The organism is Ancylobacter sp. TW_SC_1, assembly GCF_056836805.1.
Genome location: NZ_CM166365.1, coordinates 2752606 through 2775705, shown reverse-complemented (window position 1 = coordinate 2775705; position 23100 = coordinate 2752606). Strand labels below are relative to the sequence as shown.

Annotated in this window: 22 protein-coding genes; 4 read left to right on the top strand and 18 right to left on the bottom strand. The window is 68.4% G+C overall.

Going from position 1 to position 23100, the window contains the following annotated elements; translation table 11 throughout:
- Positions 1-7: 7 nt before the first annotated feature.
- On the bottom strand, positions 8-1606 hold the full coding sequence (gene secD, locus AC1PZ7_RS12810; RefSeq protein WP_482355606.1) for a protein translocase subunit SecD: 1599 nt from the start codon (positions 1604-1606) through the stop codon (positions 8-10).
- 49 nt (positions 1607-1655) lie between these two features.
- The gene (gene yajC, locus AC1PZ7_RS12805; protein ID WP_482355605.1) at positions 1656-1994 is read right to left on the bottom strand and encodes a preprotein translocase subunit YajC; all 339 of its coding nucleotides are present in this window, start codon (positions 1992-1994) and stop codon (positions 1656-1658) included.
- Between the two features lie 196 nt (positions 1995-2190).
- Between yajC and AC1PZ7_RS12800 the strand changes: the two genes are divergently transcribed.
- Complete coding sequence (locus AC1PZ7_RS12800) at positions 2191-3102, top strand: ATP-binding protein (RefSeq protein ID WP_482355604.1); 912 nt, start codon at positions 2191-2193, stop codon at positions 3100-3102.
- Positions 3103-3179: 77 nt separating this feature from the next.
- Here AC1PZ7_RS12800 and AC1PZ7_RS12795 read toward each other — a convergent pair whose 3' ends face one another.
- The 14 genes from AC1PZ7_RS12795 to AC1PZ7_RS12730 all read right to left on the bottom strand — a co-directional run bounded on the left by AC1PZ7_RS12795 (position 3180) and on the right by AC1PZ7_RS12730 (position 18225).
- The gene (locus tag AC1PZ7_RS12795) at positions 3180-4382 is read right to left on the bottom strand and encodes a peptidoglycan DD-metalloendopeptidase family protein (protein ID WP_482355603.1); all 1203 of its coding nucleotides are present in this window, start codon (positions 4380-4382) and stop codon (positions 3180-3182) included.
- Positions 4383-4491: 109 nt separating this feature from the next.
- Complete coding sequence (locus AC1PZ7_RS12790) at positions 4492-5148, bottom strand: protein-L-isoaspartate(D-aspartate) O-methyltransferase (protein ID WP_482355602.1); 657 nt, start codon at positions 5146-5148, stop codon at positions 4492-4494.
- A gap of 60 nt (positions 5149-5208) precedes the next feature.
- Positions 5209-5973, bottom strand: coding sequence for a 5'/3'-nucleotidase SurE (gene surE, locus AC1PZ7_RS12785; protein ID WP_482359637.1), 765 nt, complete (start codon positions 5971-5973; stop codon positions 5209-5211).
- A 135-nt stretch (positions 5974-6108) separates the two neighbouring features.
- Positions 6109-7584 carry a serine--tRNA ligase gene (gene serS / locus AC1PZ7_RS12780; protein WP_482355601.1) on the bottom strand — a complete coding sequence of 492 codons (1476 nt, stop codon included), beginning with the start codon at positions 7582-7584 and terminating at the stop codon, positions 6109-6111.
- Between the two features lie 29 nt (positions 7585-7613).
- Positions 7614-8408 carry a twin-arginine translocase subunit TatC gene (gene tatC, locus AC1PZ7_RS12775; RefSeq protein WP_482355600.1) on the bottom strand — a complete coding sequence of 265 codons (795 nt, stop codon included), beginning with the start codon at positions 8406-8408 and terminating at the stop codon, positions 7614-7616.
- Entirely contained in the window at positions 8405-9181 is a 777-nt protein-coding gene (gene tatB / locus AC1PZ7_RS12770; protein WP_482355599.1) for a Sec-independent protein translocase protein TatB, read from the bottom strand. Before tatB ends, tatC begins: the two co-directional genes overlap by 4 nt.
- Positions 9182-9240: 59 nt before the next feature.
- Positions 9241-9465 (bottom strand): twin-arginine translocase TatA/TatE family subunit, encoded by a 225-nt coding sequence (locus AC1PZ7_RS12765; RefSeq protein ID WP_482355598.1) that lies wholly within the window; start codon positions 9463-9465, stop codon positions 9241-9243.
- Positions 9466-9532: 67 nt separating this feature from the next.
- On the bottom strand, positions 9533-10609 hold the full coding sequence (locus tag AC1PZ7_RS12760) for an ABC transporter ATP-binding protein (RefSeq protein WP_482355597.1): 1077 nt from the start codon (positions 10607-10609) through the stop codon (positions 9533-9535).
- 37 nt (positions 10610-10646) lie between these two features.
- Positions 10647-11384 carry an SMC-Scp complex subunit ScpB gene (gene scpB, locus AC1PZ7_RS12755; RefSeq protein WP_482355596.1) on the bottom strand — a complete coding sequence of 246 codons (738 nt, stop codon included), beginning with the start codon at positions 11382-11384 and terminating at the stop codon, positions 10647-10649.
- Positions 11381-12184, bottom strand: coding sequence for a segregation and condensation protein A (locus AC1PZ7_RS12750; RefSeq protein WP_482355595.1), 804 nt, complete (start codon positions 12182-12184; stop codon positions 11381-11383). The genes scpB and AC1PZ7_RS12750 overlap by 4 nt, the downstream gene beginning before the upstream one ends.
- Before the next feature lie 19 nt (positions 12185-12203).
- Positions 12204-13232 carry a beta-N-acetylhexosaminidase gene (nagZ, locus tag AC1PZ7_RS12745; protein WP_482355594.1) on the bottom strand — a complete coding sequence of 343 codons (1029 nt, stop codon included), beginning with the start codon at positions 13230-13232 and terminating at the stop codon, positions 12204-12206.
- A 10-nt stretch (positions 13233-13242) separates the two neighbouring features.
- A complete protein-coding gene (locus AC1PZ7_RS12740; protein ID WP_482355593.1) occupies positions 13243-15147 on the bottom strand; it encodes an SPOR domain-containing protein in 1905 nt (634 codons plus the stop codon).
- 92 nt (positions 15148-15239) lie between these two features.
- On the bottom strand, positions 15240-17006 hold the full coding sequence (gene argS, locus AC1PZ7_RS12735) for an arginine--tRNA ligase (protein ID WP_482355592.1): 1767 nt from the start codon (positions 17004-17006) through the stop codon (positions 15240-15242).
- 46 nt (positions 17007-17052) lie between these two features.
- A complete protein-coding gene (locus AC1PZ7_RS12730) occupies positions 17053-18225 on the bottom strand; it encodes a deoxyguanosinetriphosphate triphosphohydrolase (protein ID WP_482355591.1) in 1173 nt (390 codons plus the stop codon).
- Positions 18226-18339: 114 nt separating this feature from the next.
- On the opposite strand from AC1PZ7_RS12730, the gene AC1PZ7_RS12725 reads away from it, so the two are divergent.
- The 3 genes from AC1PZ7_RS12725 to xth are packed head-to-tail and all read left to right on the top strand — an operon-like array spanning position 18340 to position 20279.
- Positions 18340-18705 (top strand): HesB/IscA family protein, encoded by a 366-nt coding sequence (locus tag AC1PZ7_RS12725; protein WP_482355590.1) that lies wholly within the window; start codon positions 18340-18342, stop codon positions 18703-18705.
- On the top strand, positions 18705-19454 hold the full coding sequence (locus tag AC1PZ7_RS12720; RefSeq protein ID WP_482359636.1) for a 5'-methylthioadenosine/adenosylhomocysteine nucleosidase: 750 nt from the start codon (positions 18705-18707) through the stop codon (positions 19452-19454). The genes AC1PZ7_RS12725 and AC1PZ7_RS12720 overlap by 1 nt, the downstream gene beginning before the upstream one ends.
- A gap of 36 nt (positions 19455-19490) precedes the next feature.
- On the top strand, positions 19491-20279 hold the full coding sequence (gene xth / locus AC1PZ7_RS12715) for an exodeoxyribonuclease III (protein WP_482355589.1): 789 nt from the start codon (positions 19491-19493) through the stop codon (positions 20277-20279).
- A 141-nt stretch (positions 20280-20420) separates the two neighbouring features.
- On the opposite strand, the gene AC1PZ7_RS12710 is transcribed toward xth, so the two are convergent.
- The gene (locus AC1PZ7_RS12710) at positions 20421-21254 is read right to left on the bottom strand and encodes a tetratricopeptide repeat protein (RefSeq protein ID WP_482355588.1); all 834 of its coding nucleotides are present in this window, start codon (positions 21252-21254) and stop codon (positions 20421-20423) included.
- Entirely contained in the window at positions 21241-22968 is a 1728-nt protein-coding gene (gene ilvD / locus AC1PZ7_RS12705; RefSeq protein WP_482355587.1) for a dihydroxy-acid dehydratase, read from the bottom strand. Before ilvD ends, AC1PZ7_RS12710 begins: the two co-directional genes overlap by 14 nt.
- Positions 22969-23100 lie beyond the last annotated feature (132 nt).

The window sequence follows — 23100 nt, the reverse complement described above, 5'->3', positions numbered from 1 at the left end:
GCTTTTCTCAGATCGGCACATGCTGGGGACGCCGCCAGCGCACCCAGATGGCCACCATGAGGCGGGTCAGCGTGAAGGCGGTGAAGACCGTCGTCATGATGCCGATGCCGAAGGTGATGGCGAAGCCGCGCACGGGACCCGAGCCGACATAGAACAGCACGGCCGCCGCGATGAAGGTTGTGATGTTCGAATCGAGGATCGTCGCCAGCGCCCGCGAGAAGCCCGCGTCGATGGCGGAGATGGCCGAGCGCCCCGCCCTCGCCTCCTCGCGGATGCGCTCGTAGATCAGCACGTTCGAATCGACCGCGATGCCGACCGTCAGCACCACGCCGGCGATGCCGGGCAGCGTCAGCGTCGCGCCCAGCATGGCAAGGATGCCGAAGATCATGCCGACATTGATCGCCACGGCCACCACGGCCACCACGCCGAACAGGCCGTAGGTGGCGATCATGAACAGCGCGACGGCAACCGCGCCGACGATCGAGGCAATGAGGCCGGCCCGGATCGAATCCGCGCCGAGACCGGGACCGACGGTACGCTCCTCGACCACCTGGAGCGGAACGGGCAGCGCGCCCGCGCGCAACAGGATGGCGAGGTCGTTGGCCTGCTGGACGGTGAAGTTGCCGCTGATCTGGCCCGAGCCGCCAAGGATCGGCTCGCGGATCACCGGAGCGGAGATGACATGGTTGTCGAGGACGATCGCGAAGGGCCGCCCGACATTGGCCTGCGTCGCCTCGGCGAAGCGGCGCGCACCATTGGTGTTGAAGCGGAAGGTGACGACCGGCTCGCGCGTGTTGGAATCGAAGCTCGGCTGCGCGTCGGTGAGATCCTCGCCCGCGACCAGCACGCGCTGCTCGATCAGGTACGGCACCGGCGGGTTGTCCTGCGAATACAGGATCTCCGTGCCGGCCGGCGGACGGCCCTGCAGCGCCTGCTGCGGGCTCATCGTGTTGTCGACGAGCCGGAAGGTCAGCTGCGCGGTCTGCCCCAGCAGCGCCTTGAGGCGCGACGGATCCTGCAGTCCCGGCACCTGCACCTGGATGCGGTCGGTGCCCTGACGCTGGATCGACGGCTCGGTGGTGCCGAGCTGGTCGATACGCTTGCGGATGATCTCGATCGACTGCGACACCGCCTGGATGGTGCGCGACTGGACGCCGGCCGCGGTTGGCGACAACGAGATGAGGTTGCCGTCGCGCGCGACGTCGGTGTCGAGCTGACCGCTGGTCGACATGGGGCCGCCCAGCGGCTGCGCGAGTCCACGCAGCTGGGTCAGCGCGGCGTCGACATCCTGGCCGTCGCGGATGCGCACCTGCAAGGCGTCGCCTTGGATGGCAAGGCCGGTATAGCCGATCTTGGCATCGCGCAGCACACGGCGGGCGTCGTCGCGCAGCTGTTCGAGCCGCGCCTTGCGCACCGCGGCGGCGTCGACCTGCAGAACGATGTAGGAGCCGCCCTGCAGATCGAGACCAAGCACGATCTTGCGCTGGAGGACGCTCGGCAGGCTGTCATAGGCGGACTGCGACAGGAGGCTCGGAACGACCATCAAACAAATGATCGCGGAGACCGCCAGGATCGCGAACGCCTTCCATTTCGAGAAATACAACATGTCTTTCCTTCCGGCCGCTCGTCAGCGGGCGGCCGCAAGAGGGAAGCGTTCAGGCGTCGCTTTCTTCCTTGGCCGGCTCGCCCTTGGCGCGAACCTCGGAGACCATGCCGCGCAGCTGGCGAATCTTGACGCCTTCCGCAAGCTGCAGCTCGATCTCGCTGTCGTCGATCACCCGGGCAACCTTGCCAATCAGACCACCCGAGGTGACGACCGTGTCGCCGCGGCGGATGTTCTTCACCAGTTCCTGATGCGCCTTCACCTTCTTCTGCTGCGGACGCAGGATGAGGAAATACATGATCACGAAGATCAGCACGAAGGGGAGCAGCGACATCAGCATGTCGGTACCGCCGGCGCCGCCGGCCTGCGCAAATGCGGGCGTGATGAACATGTCGGTTCCTTGTCCGTCGATAAAAGGCGGGCGAAAGGCCCGGCGAAGCGGCGCGGACTATACTGAGGCGCCCGCCGAATGCAAACGCCGTCGGCACGACGCCGGGTCACAGGCGCGACAGGGAGTACCAGGCGTTACGGTTCCGCTTGTCCCGCCGCGCGGTAATGGCTATTCCCGCTCCCGGAGGAGCCTCATCATGACCCATTCCCCGGCCGATCTCGCATCGGACGATCTCGGCGCCGTACTCACCCGCATCGCCGAGGCGCTCGAACGCATCGCCCCCACCCGCGCCGCCGCCATCGACTTCGCCGTGGCCGATGCCTTCGTCTGGCACGCCGACGAGCGTCGGCCCGAGCCGGTGCCGCGCGTCAACCGCGTGGAGATGGACCTGCTCAAGGGCATCGACCGCACCCGCGACATGCTGATGGACAACACCCTGCGCTTCGCGCGCGGCCTGCCGGCCAACAACGCGCTGCTGTGGGGCGCGCGCGGCATGGGCAAGAGCTCGCTGGTCAAGGCGTCGCAGGCCTCGGTGAACCGTGAGATGGCGCGCGAGGGCAGGCTGCCGATCAAGCTGGTCGAGATTCACCGCGAGGACATCGAGACCCTGCCGGCTCTTATGAGCCTCACGCGCACCTCGGAGTTCCGATTCGTCGTCTTCTGCGACGACCTTTCCTTCGATGCCGACGATACCTCCTACAAGTCGCTGAAGGCGGTGCTGGAAGGCGGCATCGAGGGACGGCCGGAGAACGTCATCTTCTACGCCACCTCCAACCGCCGGCATCTGCTGGCGCGCGAAATGGTGGAGAATGAGCGCTCGACGGCGATCAATCCCGGCGAGGCGGTGGAGGAGAAGGTCTCGCTATCGGACCGCTTCGGCCTGTGGCTCGGCTTCCACAAGTGCAGCCAGGACGAATATCTCGCTATGGTCGAGGGCTACATCGCCCATTTCGGCGTGCCGATCGATGCTGAGACGCTGCGTGCCGAGGCGCTGGAATGGTCGACCACGCGCGGCGCCCGCTCGGGCCGCACGGCCTGGCAGTATGTGCAGGATGTCGCGGGACGGCTGGGCGTTTCCTTGTCCGAGCCGCCTGCCGTCCCGCGCTGACCGGCGCCAAGGTCCAGGCGTCGCGCCGGCAATGTCGCGGCGGAGCGCAACGCTCCGCCGTCGTTTCGGAACGGTGGTCAGAGCCCGGCGAGATGCTGGGAAGGATCGACCGGCTGCGAGCCCCTGCGGATCTCGAAGTGCAGCTGCGGCGAGGTGACGTTGCCGGTCTGGCCGGCCTTGGCGATCACCTGGCCGCGCTTGACCGTGTCGCCCTTCTTCACGTCGAGCGCGCTGTTGTTCGCGTAGGCGGTGACCCAGCCGTCGGCGTGCTTGATGAGCACCAGATTGCCGTAGCCCTTCAGCTCGCTGCCGGCATAGGCGACGACGCCGTCCTCGGCGGCCTTCACCGACGTGCCTTCCGGCACCGAGATGTTGATGCCCTCATTCTGCTGGCCGCCGGGCTTGGGCCCGAAGCCGGAGATGACGCGGCCGCGAACCGGCCAGCGGAACTGCGGGCCGGCTGCCGCCGTACGCATTTCGTCCGGAGTCTCGGAAGGCTTGACCGCAGCAATGGTCTGCGGCTTGGGAGCCTGCGCCACCGGCGCGGCGAGCGGCGCCGGAGCCGCGGCAACGACCGGCGCGGGCTTCGGGGTCGCGGTGGCGACCACAGGCGCCGCCGCCGGCTTGGGAGCCGCCGCCACGACGGCCGAACCCGCTCCGGGAATGGTCAGCTTCTGGCCTGTCCGCACCATCGTGTTGATGTCGAGACCGTTGGCGGTGGCCAGCGTGCCACGCGGCAGGCCGTACGAACGGGCGATCGAGCTCAGCGTCTCGCCCGGCGCGACGACATGCGAGCCACCGGCGGCGACGGCCTGACGCGCCGGAGCCGGCGCGACCGCCGTCGGCGCGGCGGGCGGCTGCGTGCCGTAGAGCGGCTGGGGCTGCGTACCGTAGAGCGGCTGCGTGCCGCCATAATTGGGCTGCGCCGGCGGGGTGTAGGTCGGCGTGGCGCTGGCGAGCTGGCGCGGCGCGCCATAGGGCGTGTTGCCGGCGACCGGCGTGCCGTACGGCGCGGGGCTGCCATAGGGCGCAGGAGCGGCGCTGGCGACGGGCTGGCCGTTCCCGTAGGGCGAGCCACCGATCGGCGCGCTCTGTACCGCCCCGCTCGGCGCGGCAGCCACCGAGCCGGTATAGGACGGCGAACCGGCAAAGGGGCTAGCGTTGGGATCGTTAAAACGGCTCGTATCCGAGCTGCAGGCGGCCGCTCCGCTCGCGACAAGCGCGACGATGGAGAGTCGCACCAGTGGGCCACTACCGGACGCCGACAAAATGTTACGCATCGCACCACACCCGAACGCTGAACTTCATCGAGATTAATGCGGCGTACAGGTAAACACCGGCTTAAATCCGAAGGTACATGTCGGGAAAAGTGGCGGATTCCCGGCTCTTTCAGAGCACAGCGGCAATGCCGGGCAACATTGGGACAAAACGCACGAGGCCGAGTTCGCGCGCCTCCATCCCCTCCGGTCGACGCCTGTAGCGCATGAGCACCTGCGTGCCCTCGGGCGGGCCGACGGGCGCGACGAGGATGCCGTCCGGCGCAAGCTGCTCGAACAGGGCCGGCGGCACTTCGTCCACCGCCGCTTCCAGCACGATGCGGTCGAACGGCGCGCGTTCGCGATAGCCGAGCCGGCCGTCGGCGATGAACACCTCGACATTGTCGAGGCCGAGCGTGGCGAGGCGGCGCGCCGCCGCGTCGGCCAGCGTGCGGAAGCGTTCCAGCGTCACCACATGGCCGGCGATGTGGCCGAGAATGGCCGCGTGATAGCCGGAGCCGGTGCCCACTTCGAGGACGCTGTGCGAGGGCCCGAGCTCCAGCGCCTCGGTCATCAGCGCGATGACGGTGGGCTGGCTGATGGTCTGGCCGCAATCGATGGGCAGCGCCTGGTCGTTCCAGGCCATCGGGCGGAACACCGGCTCGACGAAGCGCTCGCGCGGCACCTGCTCAAGGGCGCGCATCATCAGCCGGTCGCGCATGCCGCGCTTGCGCAGCGCCAGCAGCAGCTCGGCACGCTGCAGATCCTCGTCCTTCTCGGCTCCGGTCAAGGGCAACCTCCCTCCCCCAATCGGATCGGCGCGCTCACGGCCCCGGCGCGCGAACAGGCGTCAACGCGCGAACACCTGCGCGAGCCGCGTCATCACCGGCTCGTCGGTCATATCGAGCCGCAGCGGCGTGACCGAGATGCAGCCCTGATCGAGCGCGTGCAGGTCCGACCCGTTCACCGTCTCGAAAATACGCTTCTCGAAGGCGATCCAGTAATAGGGATTGCCCCGACCATCGGCCCGCTGGTCGATGCGCAGCAGGTCTTGGTTGCGCCGTCCCTGCGCCGTCACCGCGACGCCCCTCACCTCCTCCACCGGACGGTTGGGGAAATTGACGTTGACGACGATGCCGGGCGGAATGCCCTCCGCCAGCAGGGTGCGGATCACCTGCGGTCCGAAATGCTCGGCGACCGTGTAGGGCGGCGCCTTCTTGGTCTCGAAGCCATAGGCCTGCGACAGCGCGACGGAGGGGATGCCGAGCACCGTGCCTTCCATGGCGCCGGCGACGGTGCCGGAATAGCCGACATCCTCGGCGACGTTCTGGCCGCGATTGACGCCGGAGAGCACGAGGTCGGGCTTGTGGTCGGCAAGGATGTGCCGCACCGCCATGATCACGCAGTCGGTCGGCGTGCCCTTCACCGCGAAGCGGCGCTCCTCCACCTGGCGCAGGCGCAGCGGATCGGACAGCGAGAGCGAATGCGACACGCCCGATTGGTCGGTCTCGGGCGCCACCACCCACACATCGTCCGACAGCGCCCGCGCGATCCGCGCGCAGGCCTCGAGCCCGGGCGCGTGGATGCCGTCGTCATTGGTGACCAGAATGCGCATCATGCCCCTCAGGTTTCACACACAACGTCATCCCGGCCGGAGGCGAAGCCGCAGGGCCGGGACCGTTCCCCGACCTCACGCGATCCCGGATCGCGCCGGCGGCGCGTCCGGGACGCCGCCACCGGGCGACCGGCCTCAGTTCTTCTCGATCCGCGTCAGCCCGCCCATATAGGGCACCAGCACGTCCGGCACGCTCACCGAGCCGTCCTCGTTCTGGTAATTCTCGAGGATCGCCACCATCGCCCGCCCGACCGCGACGCCCGAGCCGTTGAGCGTGTGCAGGTAGCGCGGCGCCTTGGCACCCGCCGGGCGGTAGCGCGCATTCATCCGCCGCGCCTGGAAATCGGTGCAGGTCGAGCAGGAGGAAATCTCGCGGAAGGCGTTCTGCCCCGGCAGCCAGACCTCGATGTCATAGGTCTTGGCCGAGGCGAAGCCCATGTCGCCGGTGCACAGCGTGACCACGCGGAAATGCAGGCCGAGCTTCTTCAGCACCGCCTGCGCGCAGGCGAGCATGCGCTCATGCTCGTCGGCCGACTGTTCGGGCGTGGTGATGGAGACCATCTCCACCTTGTTGAACTGGTGCTGGCGGATCATGCCGCGCGTATCGCGCCCCGCTGACCCGGCCTCGGCGCGGAAGCACGGGGTGAGCGCGGTGAAGCGCAGCGGCAGCTCTTCCTCCGAGAGAATGGACTGGGCGACGAGGTTGGTCAGCGGCACTTCGGCGGTGGGAATGAGCCAGAGGCGAGTTTTCGCCAAAATGTCTTCATGTCGAGCCACACCGGCCGGCGTCATAAATGGAACCAGATGCCCGTCCCACTCCGTATCCTGGAAATAGCCCGCAGCATTTCCGCCCTTGTCGCGCCCTTCTTCGTATTCGGCGAAAAGCTGATCCAGCGCCCTCTCTCGCTCTTCATCGGTGGGGAGAGCTTGGGCTAGAAACTGGTCATCACGAAACTTCGGCAATTGAGCCGTGCCAAACATTGCCTCATCCTTCACCAGAATGGGCGGCGCAACTTCCATGTAGCCGTGTTCTTCGGTGTGGGTGTCGATGAAGAACTGGCCGATGGCGCGCTCCAGACGCGCCAGCCTGTTCTTCAGCACCACGAAGCGGGCGCCGGAGAGCTTGGCCGCCGCCTCGAAATCCATCTGGCCGAGCGCTTCGCCGAGCTCGAAATGCTGCTTCGGCACGAAGGGGAAGCCGATCTTCTGGCCGACCAGCGCGATCTCGACATTGTCGTGCTCATCGGCGCCCATCGGCACCTCGGCGAGCGGCACGTTCGGAATGGCGGCGAGCCTGTTGTGAAGCTCGGTCTCGGCGGCCTTCACCTGTTCTTCCAGCGCCGGAATGTCGGTCTTCAGCGCCCCGACCTCGGCCATCAGCGCCTCGGCAAGGTCGTTCTGGCCGGCCTTCTTGGCGGCGCCGATCTCCTTCGAGGCGGCGTTGCGGCGGGCCTGCAGTTCCTCCAGCTTGCCGATGCCGGAGCGGCGCGTCTCGTCGAGCGCGATCAGCCCATCGACCAGCGCCTGTGCTTCGTTCGCGTCCGTCCCGCGCCGCACCAGCGCGTCCACGAGTCCGCGCGGCTCCTCGCGGATCCATTTGATGTCGTGCATGGAAGTCCGTCCTTCAGAACCATCCGCCGTCAGGCGGCGGAATTCTCCGCCGCCTCTTCCGTCGAGCGCTTCTTCTTCTCGACGACGCGCACGAGGTAGACCGAGACCTCGTAGAGAAGCAAGGTCGGGATGGCCAGAGCGAACTGGCTGACCACGTCCGGCGGGGTCAGCACCGCCGCCGCGATGAACACGCCGACAACGGCGTAGCGGCGGGCCTTCTTGAGCTGGCCGGAGGTGACGACGCCGATCTGCGCCAGCAAAGTGAGGATCACCGGAAGCTGGAAGCAGATGCCGAAGGCGAAGATCAGCGTCATGATCAGCGACAGATATTCGCTGACCTGCGGCAGCATCGAGATCTCCGGCGAATCCGGCCCGGCCATCTGCTGCATCGACAGGAAATAGGTCATCGCCAGCGGCATGGCGACGAAATAAACGAAGCTCGCCCCGATGAGGAAGCACACCGGCGTGGCGATGAGATAGGGCCGGAAGGCGTTGCGCTCGTGCGAATAGAGGCCCGGCGCCACGAACATGTAGATCTGCGTCGCCACGATGGGGAAGGAGATGAACGCCGCCCCGAACATGCCGAGCTTGATCTGGGTGAACAGGAATTCCTGCGGCGCCGTGTAGATGAGCTTGACGTGCTCCGTGCCGCCGGCCGCGAACTCATAGGGCCAGAGCAGGAGGTTGTAGATGAACTTGCCCAGCATGAAGCAGGCGAAGAAGGCGATGAAGAACGCGATCAGCGACTTGATCAGCCGCGAACGCAGCTCGACCAGGTGCTCGATCAGCGGAGCCTTGGAAGCGTCGATTTCATCCTGGCTCATGCGGCCGGCCCTTCATTGCCGGAGGTCGGCTTCGCCTTGACGCGCGGCTTCGCCGCCGGCCTTGCGGCTGTGGGAGCAGTGGGTGCCGGAGGAGCGGGCGCGTCGAGCGCGGCGACCGCCTCGGCGACTTCCGGCTCCGTACCGGCGGGCTTGCGCGGCGCCCGCTTGATGGCCGGCCGCTTCAGCTCGGATGCCGTCCCCGAGGCCGCTTCGGCCGCCGGCCTGGCGGCGGTGCGTGCGCGCTTGGGCTTGGCCTCGGCCGTGGCGGGCGACGCGACGGCAGCGGCGACGGTGGGCTTGGCGTCGATCTTCGCTTCCGGCGTGCCCGCATCGAGCTGCGCGGTGGCGCTGCGCACCTCGTTCTCGATCGCCTCGAACGGATGCGACTCGAGATCGCCCGGCGGCGGTAACTGGTCCTCCACCGTCGCGGCAGCCGGCAGCGCTCCCTGCTCGACGCTGCCCGTCGGTGCCTTCAGGTCGCTCTCGATGTCCTGCAGCGGGTTGGTCGGCAGCGCAGTCGAAATCGAATTGCGCGCATCGCTCGCGAGCCCCGAGAGGTCGCTCTTGAGGCCGCTCACGCTGTCCTTGAGGTCGGACAGCTCCGCCTCCCGCAGCGCTTCGTTGAACTGGCCCTGAAACTCCCCGGCCATGCGCCGCAGCTTGCGCACGCTCTGCCCAACCGTACGCAACACGCGCGGCAACTCGTTCGGTCCGATCACCACAAGGGCGACGACGCCGATGACGAGAAGCTCCGTCCAGCCGATATCAAGCATGACTTAAGCGGGGTCGCTTTGGCACGACCCTCCCCGATCGAAAAGCCGTGAGGCCGGAATCAGCTGACCTTGGTCTGCTCGGCTTCCACCTTCGACTGGTGATCGATCGAACGCGCCGGCTCGGCAGGCTTGGCCGACGTCTCATCGTCGTCCGCCATGCCCTTCTTGAAGGCCTTGATGCCCTTGGCGGCATCGCCCATCAGCTCGGACAGCTTGCCGCGACCGAAGAGGAGGAGCACGACCACCAGCACTATGATCCAATGCCAGATGCTCAACGAACCCATAACTCAGACTCCCTGTCCGAAACGCCGCCAGCCCCTCGCGGCCGCGCATCGCAATTGAACCCGGACACTAGGGCCGGGCCGTGGCGAAGACAAGAACCTCCGCCGGCTCGATGTTCACTCCGACGTCATGCCCACGCAATAGGCCGGCCCTGGTGCGGCGGCGTGCGACCAATGGATGATCCAGCCCCGCCACCGCCACCTCGTAGAGGTCCAGCTCGCCGAGAAAGCGGTGATTGACGATTCGTCCCGGCACGCCGGATCCCGGCGCCATGAGCTCGATCCCCTGCGGGCGGATGGCCGCGATCGCCGTGCCATCGGCGATGTCGGGAGCCGGGAAGCGCCCCAGCGGCGTGTCGATCCGCCCACCCCGGACGGCACCTTCCACCTCGTTGATTTCGCAGAAGAAACGCGCGACGTCGAGATCAGCCGGACGGCGATAGAGGTCCTCCGGCGTACCCACCTGGATCAGTCGCCCCTTGCGCATGAGCGCGATGCGATCGCCCAGCCGCATCGCTTCTTCCGGATCATGGGTGACGATGATGCAGGTAGCGCGCGCGTCGCGCAGCACCTTCAGCGTCTCGGTACGCACACTGCCCCGCAGCCGACTGTCGAGGCCGGAGAACGGTTCGTCCATAAGGAGAATGCCGGGGCGCGGCACGAGCGCGCGGGCCAGCGCGACGCGCTGCTGCTCGCCGCCCGATAAAGCATGTGGATAGTTCCCCGCGTGCCCTTCGAGCCGCACCCTCTGGAGCGCCCGGATCGCCTCGTCATGCGCCATGGCGGGATTGAGCGCGCGCAGGCCGAAGGCGACGTTCTCGACATTGGTGAGGTGCGGAAACAGCGCGTAGTCTTGGAAGACCAGGCCGATATTGCGCTTTTCCGGCGGCACGAAGATGCCCGGTCCCGCCACGACCTGGCGATCGAGCAGGATGCGCCCGCTGGACGGCCGCTCGATGCCGGCGATGAGCCGCAGCAGCGTGGTCTTTCCGCAGCCCGACTGGCCCAGCAGACAGATGATCTCGCCCGGCTCGACGGTCAGGGTGACGCCCCGCACCGCCTCGACCTCACCATAGCCATGGTGCACGTCCTCAAGCGTCAGCCGGCTGGCGAGCGAGACCGGCGTGCGGGCGAGCATGGACTGCATGCGGAACCTCTCCTGTCGCTGGGGCGGCAGACTGACGTCAGGCGTCGTCGTCGCCGTCGTGCTCCGGCTCCGGCGCGAAGGACAGGTCGAACTCCGGCTCCAGCGGGTCCTCGTCGTCCTTCAGTTGCGGGTCGTCGCTCGGCAGGGGAACGGTTAGGCCGGCCGATACCCGGGCGTCAATGAGTCCGGTGCCGCGCAGTTCCTCGAGGCCCGGCAGGTCGCGGATGGTGTCGAGGCCGTAATGGACGAGGAAGGTCTCCGTCGTCCCGTACGTCACCGGCCGCCCCGGACTGCGCCGCCGCCCGCGCAGCCTCACCCAGCCGGCGGCGAGCAGCACGTCGAGCGTCCCCTTGTTGGTCGAGACGCCGCGGATCTCCTCGATCTCGGCGCGGGTAACGGGCTGGTGGTAGGCAATGATGGCGAGCGTCTCCAGCGCCGCGCGCGACAGGCGACGCGGTTCCGGCTTGTCGCGGGCGAGGAGGAAGCCGAGATCCGGAGCGGTGCGCAGCATCCACTTGCCGGCCACCCGCACGAGATTGACGCCGCGCTCGGCGTAGTCGGCCGACAGCTCCGCGAGCAGCGCGCGCGCGTCCGATCCCTCCGGCAGCCGCACCGCGATCGTCGCCTCGTCGAGCGGCTCGCCGGCGGCGAACAACATCGCCTCCACGAGGCGCAGCGCCGGGTTGCGCGCCGGCCGCCGGGCCGTGCCCTGCCCATCCTGCGCGACGTCTTCCGGCTCCTCCGGGCGGGTCGAGCGGGCGGCTTCCGCGTTCATGTCCCCTCCCCGGATCCGATATCGCGGCTGCGAATCCAGATCGGCGCGAAGGTGTCCTCCTGCTGCACGTCGATCACGCCCTCGCGCACCATTTCCAGCGTCGCCGAGAAGCCGGAAGCGAGCGCAGTGGCCCGCATCTTCGGATCGGCCATCCAGTTGAGCAGAAAGCCGTCGAGCCGCGCCCATTCGCCCTGCAGCGCCAGCCGTCCGATCAGCCGCTCCAGCCGTTCGCGCGCGTCGGCGAGCGAAATCACGTTGCGCGGTGCGAAACGTACATGCGACAGCATCATCTTCTGCCGCTGGGCACCATAGGCGGCGAGCAGGTCGTAGAGCGTCGCCTCGTAGACGATGGGCCCCGTCCGCTCCAGCGGTTCGGGTGCGCCGCGCGGAAAGACCTCGTGACCGATGCGGTCGCGCGTCGCCAGATGCGCGGCGGCGGCGCGGATGCGCTCCAGCCGGCGCAGACGCTCGGCAAGGTCAGCCGCGAGATCCGAGGCGCTCGGCCCCTCCTCCTTGGGTGGATCGGGCAGCAGCAGCCGCGACTTGAGATAGGCGAGCCACGCCGCCATCACGAGATAGTCGGCAGCCAGCTCCAGCCGGATGCGCCGCGCCTCTTCCACGAAGCGCAGATATTGCTCGGCCAGTTCAAGGATGGAGATCCGCGACAGATCCACCTTCTGCGTGCGTGCCAGCGCCAGCAACAGGTCGAGCGGCCCCTCGAAGCCATCGACATCGATCATCAGCGCGGGATCGCCCGCCTGGCGCACGTCGGCTTCGAAGGTGAACTGGCTTTGAACCATGGCGGACCGCGGCTGGCGTTCAGGACGCCTCGATCATAGCCGAAAAACGCGCCCGCGCCTCGTTCTGCGCGATTTCTTCCGCCGGTGCGAGACACTGCAGCGCCGCCGCGCAGCGCCGTGCCGCCTCGCCCTGCAGCACCGGCGAATGGGCGGCGACCTCGGTCATCTCGTCGAGGCGTCCATTGCAGTGCAGTGCGAGGTCGCAGCCAGCCGCGAAGGCCGCCTGTGCCCGCTCCGCAAGCGCGCCGGCAAGCGCGCCCATGGAGAGATCGTCGCTCATCAGCGCGCCGTCAAAACCGATATGACCGCGAATGATCGTGTCAATGACCCGCTTCGACGTCGTCGCCGGCCGCTCGGGGTCGACCGCCGTGTAGACGACATGCGCCGTCATGCCGAGCGGCAGGTCGGCGAGGAGGCGGAACGGCTCGAAATCGGTTGCCTCCAGTTCCGCCAGCGGCGTCTCGACCACCGGCAAGCTCTCATGGCTGTCGGCGCGGGCGCGTCCATGACCGGGAATGTGCTTGAGCACGGGCAGCACGCCGCCGCTCATCAGCCCTTCCGCCGCCGCGCGGGCGAGCCGCGCGACCTGCGCCGGCGTGGAGCCGTAGGCGCGGTCGCCGATGATGCCGTGCCCCTCGGGCAGGCGCAGATCGGCGCAGGGCACGCAATCGACATTGATGCCGAGCGCGGCGAGATCGGCCGCCATCAGCCGGGCGCCGAGCCGGACCGCACCGGCCGCACCGTCGGGATCGCCCGCCTCGGCGCGCCGGGCGAAGACTTCCGCCGGCGGATAGGCTGGCCAGTGCGGCGGCCCAAGGCGCTGCACGCGCCCGCCCTCCTGGTCGATCAGCACCGGCGCGTCCTCCCGGCCGACCGCGGCACGGAAGGCGGCAACCAGCGCCGCCACCTGCGTTGGCGTGTCGATATTGCGCCGGAAGAGGATCAGCCCCCAAGGAGCCGCCTCGCGAAAGAAGGCGGTCTCCTCGGGCGTCAGCGAGGTGCCGGCGCAGCCGGTGATGAAGGCGCGCGGCGCCGCAATGCGGGTCATGTCGTGCGGACTAGTTGCGCTGAACCATGCAATCGCCACCCTGCGAGCGCAGCGCCTCGCACAGGCCGACCGCATCTTCCCGCGAGCCGAAGGAACCGACCTGGGCGCGATAATAGACGCCCCGGTCGCCGAGATCGGCACGCTTGACGCTGAAGGGCTGGCCGCTCAGCAGGCCGGCATATTTCGACTGCATCGCGCGCCAGGTCGACTGTGCCTCCGCTTCCGAGCGGACCGAGGCGATCTGGACGACATAGGCCCCCGAAGGCACCGGCGTCGCACTCGCCGCCGGTGCGGCCGTCGTGCGGGTGGCAGGCGCTGCCGGCGCCGGCGTTGCGGCGGGAGCGGGTGGCGGCGTTGTCGTCGCGACGCGCGCCGGCGCGGTCGGGTTCGGCACGTTGTTGACGATCGACGGCGTCGCTGCGAGCGGCGTCGGATTCGTCGATACCGGCTCGCCCGTTCCCGCATTCAGCGGAATGGGCGTCGAAACGGTCGGCTGCGCGGAGGACTGAACCGAACCGGTCGCGGCCGGCATGGGCGTGGCGTCGTCCTCGACGATGGTGCCGTCCGCCCGCACGGTGAGCGTGCGCACGCGCTTCGGCTCGGCAGAGGCCGGCGCCGCGTTGGTCGGGGTCGTCGAGGACGGTGCGGTCTGGATCACGCGGGGCTGCGGCTGCGCCGCCTGCGAGACGTCGACCGGCTGTTCCTCGCTGGAAACCACCTGCTCGTTGCCCGTCGTCGCACTGCCGCCGACCCGGTCATAGATGAGCTTCTGGCCGTCGCCGGACGCCTGCTCCTTGGCCGGCTGGTTCGGCACGACCTTGTTGGGTCCCTGCTCGGCGCGGATCACCGGCGGCTGGCCGGCGGTGCCGGACGACCCCTTCGGTGAGACGAGGAAGGCGTAGCTCCCGGCCACGACCGCGATGACGACGACCAGCGCCCCACCGATCAGAAGCAGACGGCGCCGGCCACGACGTTCCGGCTGATCCTCTTCGATTTCATAGGATTCATAGGCATCCGGACCGGGCTCGTACTCGGCCGAGGAGCGGCCATAATCATACGCGTCGTCGTCCAGATCGAACGGCTGGCCGGGCTTCGGCATCGGCGCCCGGGCGGCAGCCGGCGCCGGACCGGCCGGCGTCGGCGCGGACGGGACGGGAGCGCCCGCAGCGGCGGCACGCGCCGAGGCGCTGGCGCGGGCCATCCAGGACGGCAAGCGGGCTTCATCCGGGGACGCCTCGTCGGCGGCAGCGGGAGCGGCCGGGCGCGCAGCCTCGGCATGCGGAGCGGCGGGGCGAGGCTGGGCCGGACGCGGTGCAGCCGGACGCGGCGCCTCGGGACGCGGGGCGACCGGACGGGCTACCGCTTCCTCGGGATCGAACGACTGGCCCAGCGCGCGGGAAACGGCTTCCGCGCTGGCGCTGCCGCCACGCTCGTTGGGCATGGGACGCGGCGCTGGCGCCGCCGGGCGGCGCGGCCCTTCGGTGGGCTGCGGGCGTGGCGGGACATAGGGCGCGCGTGGTTCGGGGGAACGCGATTCGGGCGCTTCCGCCGTCCGGGATTCGGGCGATCGCTCGGTGCGGACTATGCCGCGATTGGCTTCCCGCGCGGCATCTTCGAGCGTGGGGCGCGAATGGGGAGCGGGCGGGCGCTGCACGCCTTCGCCATAGACTTCCGCTGCCAGCGCGGCGAAGGAACCGGGAGCCGGCCGCCCGGCCTCGGCCGGTTCGCGCGGCGTCACGGGACGCGCAGGCTGCGGCGCACGCGGAGGCGGCGACACTGCAGCCGGGCGCGGCGCCGGCTGCGACTGGCGCAGAAGGTCGGCGAACTCGTCTTCCTGACCCATCAGGCGGGCAAGTTCGGCAAGCGGATCCTCGGCAGGGACTTCCGGCCGATTGCGCATTGTATCGTTGCCCATTCTACAGAACCTGTTCGCTGCGACTTATACACCACCGCCCGTCGGGCGGCATTACGGCAGCGGCAGCCCGAACGATCCGACGCGCGACGCGCTCACCGCATTTCTTCAGGAGCATCGACTCCAAGAATCGAAAGTCCTGACGTGATGATCAACGCGACCGTGTGCACAAGAGCCAGCCGCGCATAGGTGGACTTTCGATCATCTTCGATAATGAAGCGTAAATGAGGCAGGTCCTTCCCGCGATTCCACTGTCCATGCAGGGCGCTGGCGAGATCGTAGAGGTAGAATGCCAGACGGTGGGGCTCGCGCGCGAGCGCTGCCTGTTCGACGATTCGCGGATAACTGGCGATCAGTTTGGCGAGAGTGATTTCCCCTTCGTCATCGAGACGAGAGAGTTCGGCCTCGGCGAAGGCGGCCGGGAGCTGCGGCAGGTCGGGGAAGGCTTCCTTCGCGTTGCGCAGGATCGAGCACGCCCGCGCATGAGCGTACTGGACATAGAACACCGGGTTGTCGCGAGTCTGCTCGATCACCTTGGCCAAGTCGAAATCCAGCACCGCGTCGTTCTTGCGGTTGATCATCATGAAGCGCACCGCGTCGCGGCCGACCTCGTCGACGACATCGCGCAGGGTGACGAAGTCCCCCGAACGCTTGGACATCTTCACCGGCTCGCCATGGCGCAGCAGCCGCACGAGCTGGCACAGCTCGACGTCGAGGCTGGCCTCGCCGTTGCTCGCCGCCTTGACCGCCGCCTGCATGCGCTTGACGTAGCCGCCATGGTCGGCGCCCCACACGTCGATCATGCGCGCGAAGCCGCGGTCGAACTTGTCCTTGTGATAGGCGATGTCGGCGGCGAAATAGGTGTAGCTGCCGTCCGACTTCATCAGCGGACGGTCGACGTCGTCGCCGAACTGGGTGGCACGGAACAGCGTCTGCTCGCGATCCTCCCAGTCCTCCACCGGCTGCCCCTTGGGCGGCTGCAGGCGCCCTTCATAGACGAGGTCGCGGGCGCGCAGACTGTCCAGCACGCGGTCGATGATGCTCGGCGCGCCGTCCACCCGCGCATGCAGCGTGCGCTCGGAGAAGAATACGTCGTGATGGATGCTCAGCGCGGCGAGGTCATCGCGGATCATCGCCATCATCGCGTCGATGGACGCCTCGCGTACCAGCGGCAGCCAGTCGGCCTCGGGCTTGTCGAGCAGCGTGTTGCCGTACTTGGTCACCAGCGCCTTGCCGACCGGGACCAGGTAGTCGCCGGGATAGAGGCCCTCGGGGATCGTGATCGTCTCGCCCAGCACCTCGCGGTAGCGCAGATAGGCGGAGCGGGCGAGCACGTCGACCTGCGCACCGGCGTCGTTGATGTAGTACTCGCGCGTTACCTTCCAGCCGGCGAAGGCCAGCAGATTGGCCAGCGCGTCGCCGAACACCGCGCCGCGGCAATGGCCGACATGCATCGGCCCGGTCGGATTGGCCGAGACGTACTCGACGTTCATCGGCTGTCCGGCGCCCGCCTCCGAGCGCCCGAAATCCCGCCCCGCCGTCAGCGCGGCGGCGATGACACGTGGCCAGTACGAGCCGTCGAGCGTGATATTGATGAAGCCGGGACCGGCCACGTCCACCTTGGCCACGCCCGGCAGCGCCGCCAGCTTCGCGACCAGCTTCTCCGCCAGGTCGCGCGGCTTCAGGCCGGCATCCTTGGCGAGCACCATCGCGGCATTGGTGGCGAGATCGCCGTGGCTCGCGTCGCGCGGCGGCTCGACCACCACGCGCGCAGTGTCGATGCCGGAGGGCACCACTCCCTCGGCGACAAGCTGACCGACGGCGTCGCGGACGTGATCGGCGAAGATCGCGAACAGGTTCATGGCGGCAATGCTCCCGGCACGGCAGGCCCAACAGGGGCCGCTGCCGCTACCGCAGTTCCGCGGCCCTGTCAAAGAGGCGCGCATGCTCGGCCAGCGCATAGCGGTCGGTCTGGCCGGCCAGGAAGTCGGCGATGCGTCGGGCCCGGGCGATCTCGCCGCGCCCCTCGACGCTGGCGCGCCACTCCTCCGGCAGGGCGCCGGTATCGGCCATGTAGCGCCCGAACAGCGCGCGCACGACCTCGCCCGCCGCTTCCATCTCCTGCATGACGCGCGGATGGCGGTACATGCGCGGGAAAAGGAAGGACTTGATCGCCCTCTCCGCCTGCGCCGTCGCCGCCGAGAAGCCCACTACCGGGCCGCCGAGCCGGCGGATGGCATCGGCGTCGAGGGGGCCCGCATCGGCGATCCGCCGGCGGGTCTCCGCCACGACATCGCCGATCAGCACCGTGATCATGCGCCGGCCCAGCTCATGGATGAAGCGCGGCCGGTCGAGCGAAGGCCAGAGCGCACGAATCTCGGCGATGATCGCCCCGACCAGCGGCAGATCCGTCAGCTCGTCGATCTCGAACAGCCCGGCGCGCAGCCCGTCGTCGAGGTCGTGCACGTCATAGGCGATGTCGTCGGCGATGGCGGCGACCTGCGCTTCCGCCGAAGGCCAGCTCCACAGCCACAGATCCTGCCGCTCGGCATGCACCTCGATGGCGTGCGGCAGTGGCGCCCGCTGCGGCCCGTTATGCTTCACGATGCCCTCGTGAACCTCCCAGCTGAGGTTCAGCCCGTCGAAGTCCGGGTAGCGATTCTCCAGCCGGGTGACGACGCGCAGCGACTGAGCGTTGTGATCGAAGCCGCCATAGGCGGCCATGCAGGCGTCGAGCACACGCTCGCCGGCATGGGCGAAGGGCGGATGGCCGAGGTCGTGCGCCAGCGCCAGCGCCTCGCTCAAATCCTCGTCGAGGCCGAGCGCGCGGGCGATGGAGCGGGCGACCTGCACGACCTCCAGCGTATGGGTCAGGCGCGTTCGGTAATGGTCGCCCTCGTGATAGGAGAAAACCTGCGTCTTGTAGGCCAGGCGCCGGAAGGCGGAGGAATGGATGATGCGGTCGGCGTCGCGCCGGAAGGCGCTGCGCGCGTCGCTGCCGGGCTCGGAATACAGCCGCCCGCGGCTCTCCTCGGCCCTCGACGCCCATGGCGCGCGCGGCTCCGCCCCGGCCACCGCCATGCACGATCTCCCTGCCAAACCCGTAAAGCCCCTTTGAATCGGGACCGGCAGCACTTAACTATTCGGTCAGGTCATATTCAACCCGAAGAACGCGACATGAGCGCAAGCCCTTCAATGAAGTCCGCTTCCCCGGAAGCCGGCTCGCCCCCGCCGCCCCATTTGGTCGGCGTCACCGCCAGCGCCGCCCGGCGCATCGCGGAAATCCTGCGCGTCGAGCCGCCGCAGAGCATGCTGCGCGTCAGTGTGGAAGGCGGCGGATGCTCCGGCTTCCAGTACAAGTTCGACATCACCCGCGAGCGCGACACTGACGACATCGTCATCGCCGAGGGCGAGGCGACCGTGGTGATCGACCCCGTCTCGCTGGAATACATGTCCGGCTCGAACATCGACTTCGTCGACGATCTCGTCGGCTCGTCGTTCCGCATCCAGAATCCGCATGCCACGGCGTCCTGCGGCTGCGGCACCAGCTTCGCCCTGTGATGGGCCCGGTCGGCGTCCTCTGCGCAATTCCGCAGGAATTCGCCTTTCTCGCCGACAACCTCACCGGAACCGAGATCACCGAACGGGCAGGCATGGTCTTTCATGCCGGGCGGCTGGACGGCCATCCGGTGGTGCTCGCCCGCGCCGGCATGGGCAAGGTGAACGCTGCTATCGCCGCGACACTGCTGATCGAGCGGTTCAATTGCCGCCTGCTGCTGTTCTCCGGCATTGCCGGCGGGCTCGACCCGGCGCTGTCCATCGGCGATGTGGTCATTGCCGAGCATGTGGTGCAGCACGACGCCGGCTACACTTCCGAGGAAGGTTTCGTCGTCTATCAAGCGGGGCACCTGCCGTTCTTCAGCCCGCACAGCGACCTCGGCCATGCCGCCGACGTCGAGCTCATCGCCCGCGTTCGGAAGGCTCTTGAAGAGCTTTCGCTCGCGCCGCTCTCGGCCAATGGCGGCGAGCGCCCGCCGCGCCTGCATTTCGGGCGCATCCTCACCGGCGATCAGTTCGTGAACTCGGAAACGCTGCGCGAGCGGCTGTTCCGTGAGCTCGGCGGCGCCGCGGTGGAGATGGAGGGCGCCGCGATGGCGCAGGCCTGCGCCGCCTTCGGCGTGCCCTGGCTGGTGGTGCGCGCGCTTTCCGACCTCGCCGGCAGCGAATCCCATTTCGATTTCCGGCAGTTCGTGGACGAGGTGGCGCTCTCTTCCGCGCTCATCGTGCGCCGGCTGCTTCCGGTGCTGTAAGGTGGCGGCCTGATTCACCGCCCCGACGAGGTCCCGATGCGCATCGCCACCTGGAACGTCAACTCGATCAAGCAGCGGCAGGAGCACGCCGTCGCCTGGCTGCAGGAGACGAAGCCGGACGTCGTTTGCCTGCAGGAACTCAAATGCGTCGACGAGGCGTTTCCGCGCGAGGCGTTCGAGGCGCTCGGCTACAATGTCGCCGTGCACGGCCAGAAGGGCTTCAACGGCGTCGCGGTGCTCTCCCGCCTGCCCTTCGACGAGGTGACGTCCGGCCTGCCGGGCGACGATGGCGACGTGCAGTCGCGCTTCATCGAGGTGGTGGTGTCGACCCCGGAAGGCGTACTGCGGGTGTGCGGCATCTATCTGCCGAACGGCAACCCGGTCGACAGCGAGAAATACCCCTACAAGCTGAACTGGATGAAGCGGCTCAAGGCGCACATCGCCGGCCGCCTCGCCTATGAGGAACCGCTCGTCCTCTGCGGCGACTTCAACGTCATCCCGGCGCCCGAGGACGCGGCGCACCCGGAAGCCTGGGTGAACGACGCGCTGTTCCTGCCGCAGACCCGCGCCGCCTTCCGGGAGATCCTGAATCTCGGCATGACCGACGCGCTGCGCGCGACCACCGACGCACCGGGGCTCTATACGTTCTGGGATTATCAGGCCGGCGCCTGGCAGCGGAACAACGGCATCCGCATCGACCACCTGCTGCTCTCGCCGCAGGCCACCGACCGGCTCAAGGCCGTCGGCATCGACAAGGATGTGCGCGGCTGGGAGAAGCCTTCCGACCATGTGCCGGTCTGGGCGGAGCTGGCTTTCGGGAGCTGAGCGCGCCAGTCTCTTGGCGCCGTCATCCTCTTGGCGCCATCGTCGCGGACGGCCGGAGGCCGATCCGGAACGATGGCGAACGGAGAGCGATCCCGGCTCTACGGCTTCGTCTTCGGCCGGGATGACAACAGTACGAGCGCCTCAGCGCACCGTTCGCATATATTGTTCGAGATAGACCAGCGCCATGGCGCGCTCGTCGGCGCTCGCATTGGAGAAGGCGTCCTCGTAGAGCTCGACCACCCATTTGTCCTGCGGGCCGGCGGCGGCGTCGCGGGCGAGCGTCAGCCACATGAGGCCGCGCGCGGCCTGGCGCGGAACACCCTCGTCGCCCTTGAACAGCAGCCCGCCCAGCGCGGCCTGCGCCTGATACTGGCCCTTCTGTGCGGCCAGCCCCAGCCAGCGCGCGGCGAAGCGCGGATCGCGGTCGACCCCGTCGCCGTCGATATAGAGCCGGGCGAGGTGATACTGCGCACCCGGATCGCCGAAATAGGAGGCGGCATAGGCGAACATGTCGCGCGCCCGGCTCGGATCGCGCCGCACCTTGCTGTTGGGAATGCCGACCAGATAATAGGCGCCGAGCGCGACGAAGGCATCGGCGGCGAAGCGCGCTTCCGGTGCCGCCGGGTTGTCGTCGGCATGCATGTTGGCGATCTGGCTGAAATAGTCGAACGCCTTGATGTCGCTGCGCTCGACGCCCTCGCCTTCCGCATACATGCGGCCGAGCTTCCACTGGGCGCCGGCATGGCCCTGATCGGCGGCGTAGCGCAGCGAGTCGATGCCCTTCTCGGTCTCACCGGAGCGCAGCGCCTGGGCGCCGAAACGGACGATCTCCTCGACCGTGCGGGGCTTTCCAGCGACGCCCGGCGCAACGTCGCCGCCGGGCGTGCCGTCAAAGGCCAGCGCCAGCGACGGCGCCAGCGCGACCGCGAAAAGGGCGAGAAGCGGCCTCAAGGCCAGGCGATCAAACATCCGCATAGCACGCAGTCTCGGCCGCGCCGCCGGGATGGGTGACCGCGCCCTCACGGGCGGGACCCACGGCCTGCGCGAACTTCCAGATGGCCCCCGAGCCGACGGGCGAGGGACGCGGTTTCCACTCCGCCCTGCGGGCGGCGAGTTCCTCGTCCGAAAGCGCCACGTCAAGCGTGCCCTCGATTGCGTCGATAGTGATGATGTCGCCGTCGCGGATCAACGCGATCGGGCCGCCGACCGCCGCCTCCGGCCCGACATGGCCGATGCAGAAGCCGCGCGTCGCACCCGAGAAGCGCCCGTCCGTGATCAGCGCCACCTTGTCGCCGGCGCCCTGTCCGTAGAGCGCGGCGGTGGTGGACAGCATTTCCCGCATGCCGGGGCCGCCCTTCGGCCCCTCATAGCGGATGACCAGTACCTCGCCGTCCTTGTAGGCGCGGTTTGTCACCGCCTCGAAGCAGGCCTCCTCGCCGTCGAAGCAGCGGGCCGGGCCGGAGAATTTCAGGTTCTTCAGGCCGGCCACCTTCACGATGGCGCCGTCCATGGCGAGGTTGCCCTTCAGGCCGACCACGCCGCCGGTGGCGGTGAGCGGGTCGTTGGCCGGGCGCACCACGTCCTGATGCGGGTTCCACTTCACCGAAGCGAGGTTCTCGGCGATGGTGCGGCCGGTCACGGTGAGGCAGTCGCCGTGCAGATAGCCATGCTCCAGCAGCGTCTTCATCAGCAGCGGAATGCCGCCGGCCTCGAACATGTCCTTGGCGACGTAGCGGCCGCCCGGCTTGAGATCGGCGATATAGGGCGTGCGCTTGAAGATCGCGGCGACGTCGAACAGGTCGAACTTGATGCCGGCCTCATGCGCCATGGCCGGAAGATGCAGCGCCGCGTTGGTCGAGCCGCCCGAGGCGGCGACCACGGTCGCGGCGTTCTCCAGCGCCTTCAGGGTCACGATGTCGCGCGGGCGGATATTGCGCGCGATCAGCTCCATGACCTGCTCGCCGGCCGTCATGCAGAACCGGTCGCGGATCTCGTAGGGCGCGGGGGCGCCGGCCGAATAGGGCAGCGCGAGGCCGATAGCCTCGGAGACGGTGGCCATGGTGTTGGCGGTGAACTGCGCGCCGCAGGCCCCGGCGGAGGGACAGGCGACCTGCTCCAGCTCGTCGAGATCGTCGTCGGACATCAGCCCGACCGAATGCTTGCCGACCGCCTCGAACATGTCCTGCACGGTGACCGGCTGGCCGCGGAAGGAGCCCGGCAGGATCGACCCGCCATAGATGAAGATCGACGGAACGTTGAGGCGCAGCATCGCCATCATCATGCCGGGAAGCGACTTGTCGCAGCCGGCGAGGCCGACCAGCGCGTCATAGGCATGGCCGCGAATGGTCAGCTCGACCGAGTCGGCGATCACTTCGCGCGAGGCCAGCGAGGCCTTCATGCCCTCATGGCCCATCGCGATGCCGTCGGTGACGGTGATGGTGCAGAATTCGCGCGGCGTGCCGTTGGCCGCCGCGACGCCCTTCTTCACCGCCTGCGCCTGGCGCATCAGCGAAATGTTACAGGGCGCGGCCTCGTTCCAGCAGGAGGCGACCCCGACCAGCGGCTGGTGAATCTGCTCGCGGGTCAGCCCCATCGCGTAGAGATAGGAGCGATGCGGCGCCCGCGCCGGGCCTTCCGTCACATGGCGGCTCGGCAGGTTCCGCTTGTCGATGATCGTCTTGGCGTTCATTTCTACTTCACGCATCCCGACGCGGAGGTTCCATGGGCAACCGCGCCCAGACACCAACATCCTCCGTCTATCAGTCGGATTTCGTGCCGGTTTGTGGCGGCTTCGCGGCGCCTGCGCCGTCGCCTCCGGATA

Bases quoted from the DNA above. Each gene is read 5' to 3' on its own strand.
- secD (WP_482355606.1), bottom strand. From the start codon at position 1,606: ATGTTGTATTTCTCGAAATGGAAGGCGTTCGCGATCCTGGCGGTCTCC.
- yajC (WP_482355605.1), bottom strand. From the start codon at position 1,994: ATGTTCATCACGCCCGCATTTGCGCAGGCCGGCGGCGCCGGCGGTACC.
- AC1PZ7_RS12800 (WP_482355604.1), top strand. From the start codon at position 2,191: ATGACCCATTCCCCGGCCGATCTCGCATCGGACGATCTCGGCGCCGTA.
- AC1PZ7_RS12795 (WP_482355603.1), bottom strand. From the start codon at position 4,382: ATGCGTAACATTTTGTCGGCGTCCGGTAGTGGCCCACTGGTGCGACTC.
- surE (WP_482359637.1), bottom strand. From the start codon at position 5,973: ATGCGCATTCTGGTCACCAATGACGACGGCATCCACGCGCCCGGGCTC.
- serS (WP_482355601.1), bottom strand. From the start codon at position 7,584: ATGCACGACATCAAATGGATCCGCGAGGAGCCGCGCGGACTCGTGGAC.
- tatC (WP_482355600.1), bottom strand. From the start codon at position 8,408: ATGAGCCAGGATGAAATCGACGCTTCCAAGGCTCCGCTGATCGAGCAC.
- tatB (WP_482355599.1), bottom strand. From the start codon at position 9,181: ATGCTTGATATCGGCTGGACGGAGCTTCTCGTCATCGGCGTCGTCGCC.
- AC1PZ7_RS12765 (WP_482355598.1), bottom strand. From the start codon at position 9,465: ATGGGTTCGTTGAGCATCTGGCATTGGATCATAGTGCTGGTGGTCGTG.
- AC1PZ7_RS12760 (WP_482355597.1), bottom strand. From the start codon at position 10,609: ATGCAGTCCATGCTCGCCCGCACGCCGGTCTCGCTCGCCAGCCGGCTG.
- scpB (WP_482355596.1), bottom strand. From the start codon at position 11,384: ATGAACGCGGAAGCCGCCCGCTCGACCCGCCCGGAGGAGCCGGAAGAC.
- AC1PZ7_RS12750 (WP_482355595.1), bottom strand. From the start codon at position 12,184: ATGGTTCAAAGCCAGTTCACCTTCGAAGCCGACGTGCGCCAGGCGGGC.
- nagZ (WP_482355594.1), bottom strand. From the start codon at position 13,232: ATGACCCGCATTGCGGCGCCGCGCGCCTTCATCACCGGCTGCGCCGGC.
- AC1PZ7_RS12740 (WP_482355593.1), bottom strand. From the start codon at position 15,147: ATGGGCAACGATACAATGCGCAATCGGCCGGAAGTCCCTGCCGAGGAT.
- argS (WP_482355592.1), bottom strand. From the start codon at position 17,006: ATGAACCTGTTCGCGATCTTCGCCGATCACGTCCGCGACGCCGTCGGT.
- AC1PZ7_RS12730 (WP_482355591.1), bottom strand. From the start codon at position 18,225: ATGGCGGTGGCCGGGGCGGAGCCGCGCGCGCCATGGGCGTCGAGGGCC.
- AC1PZ7_RS12725 (WP_482355590.1), top strand. From the start codon at position 18,340: ATGAAGTCCGCTTCCCCGGAAGCCGGCTCGCCCCCGCCGCCCCATTTG.
- AC1PZ7_RS12720 (WP_482359636.1), top strand. From the start codon at position 18,705: ATGGGCCCGGTCGGCGTCCTCTGCGCAATTCCGCAGGAATTCGCCTTT.
- xth (WP_482355589.1), top strand. From the start codon at position 19,491: ATGCGCATCGCCACCTGGAACGTCAACTCGATCAAGCAGCGGCAGGAG.
- AC1PZ7_RS12710 (WP_482355588.1), bottom strand. From the start codon at position 21,254: ATGCGGATGTTTGATCGCCTGGCCTTGAGGCCGCTTCTCGCCCTTTTC.
- ilvD (WP_482355587.1), bottom strand. From the start codon at position 22,968: ATGAACGCCAAGACGATCATCGACAAGCGGAACCTGCCGAGCCGCCAT.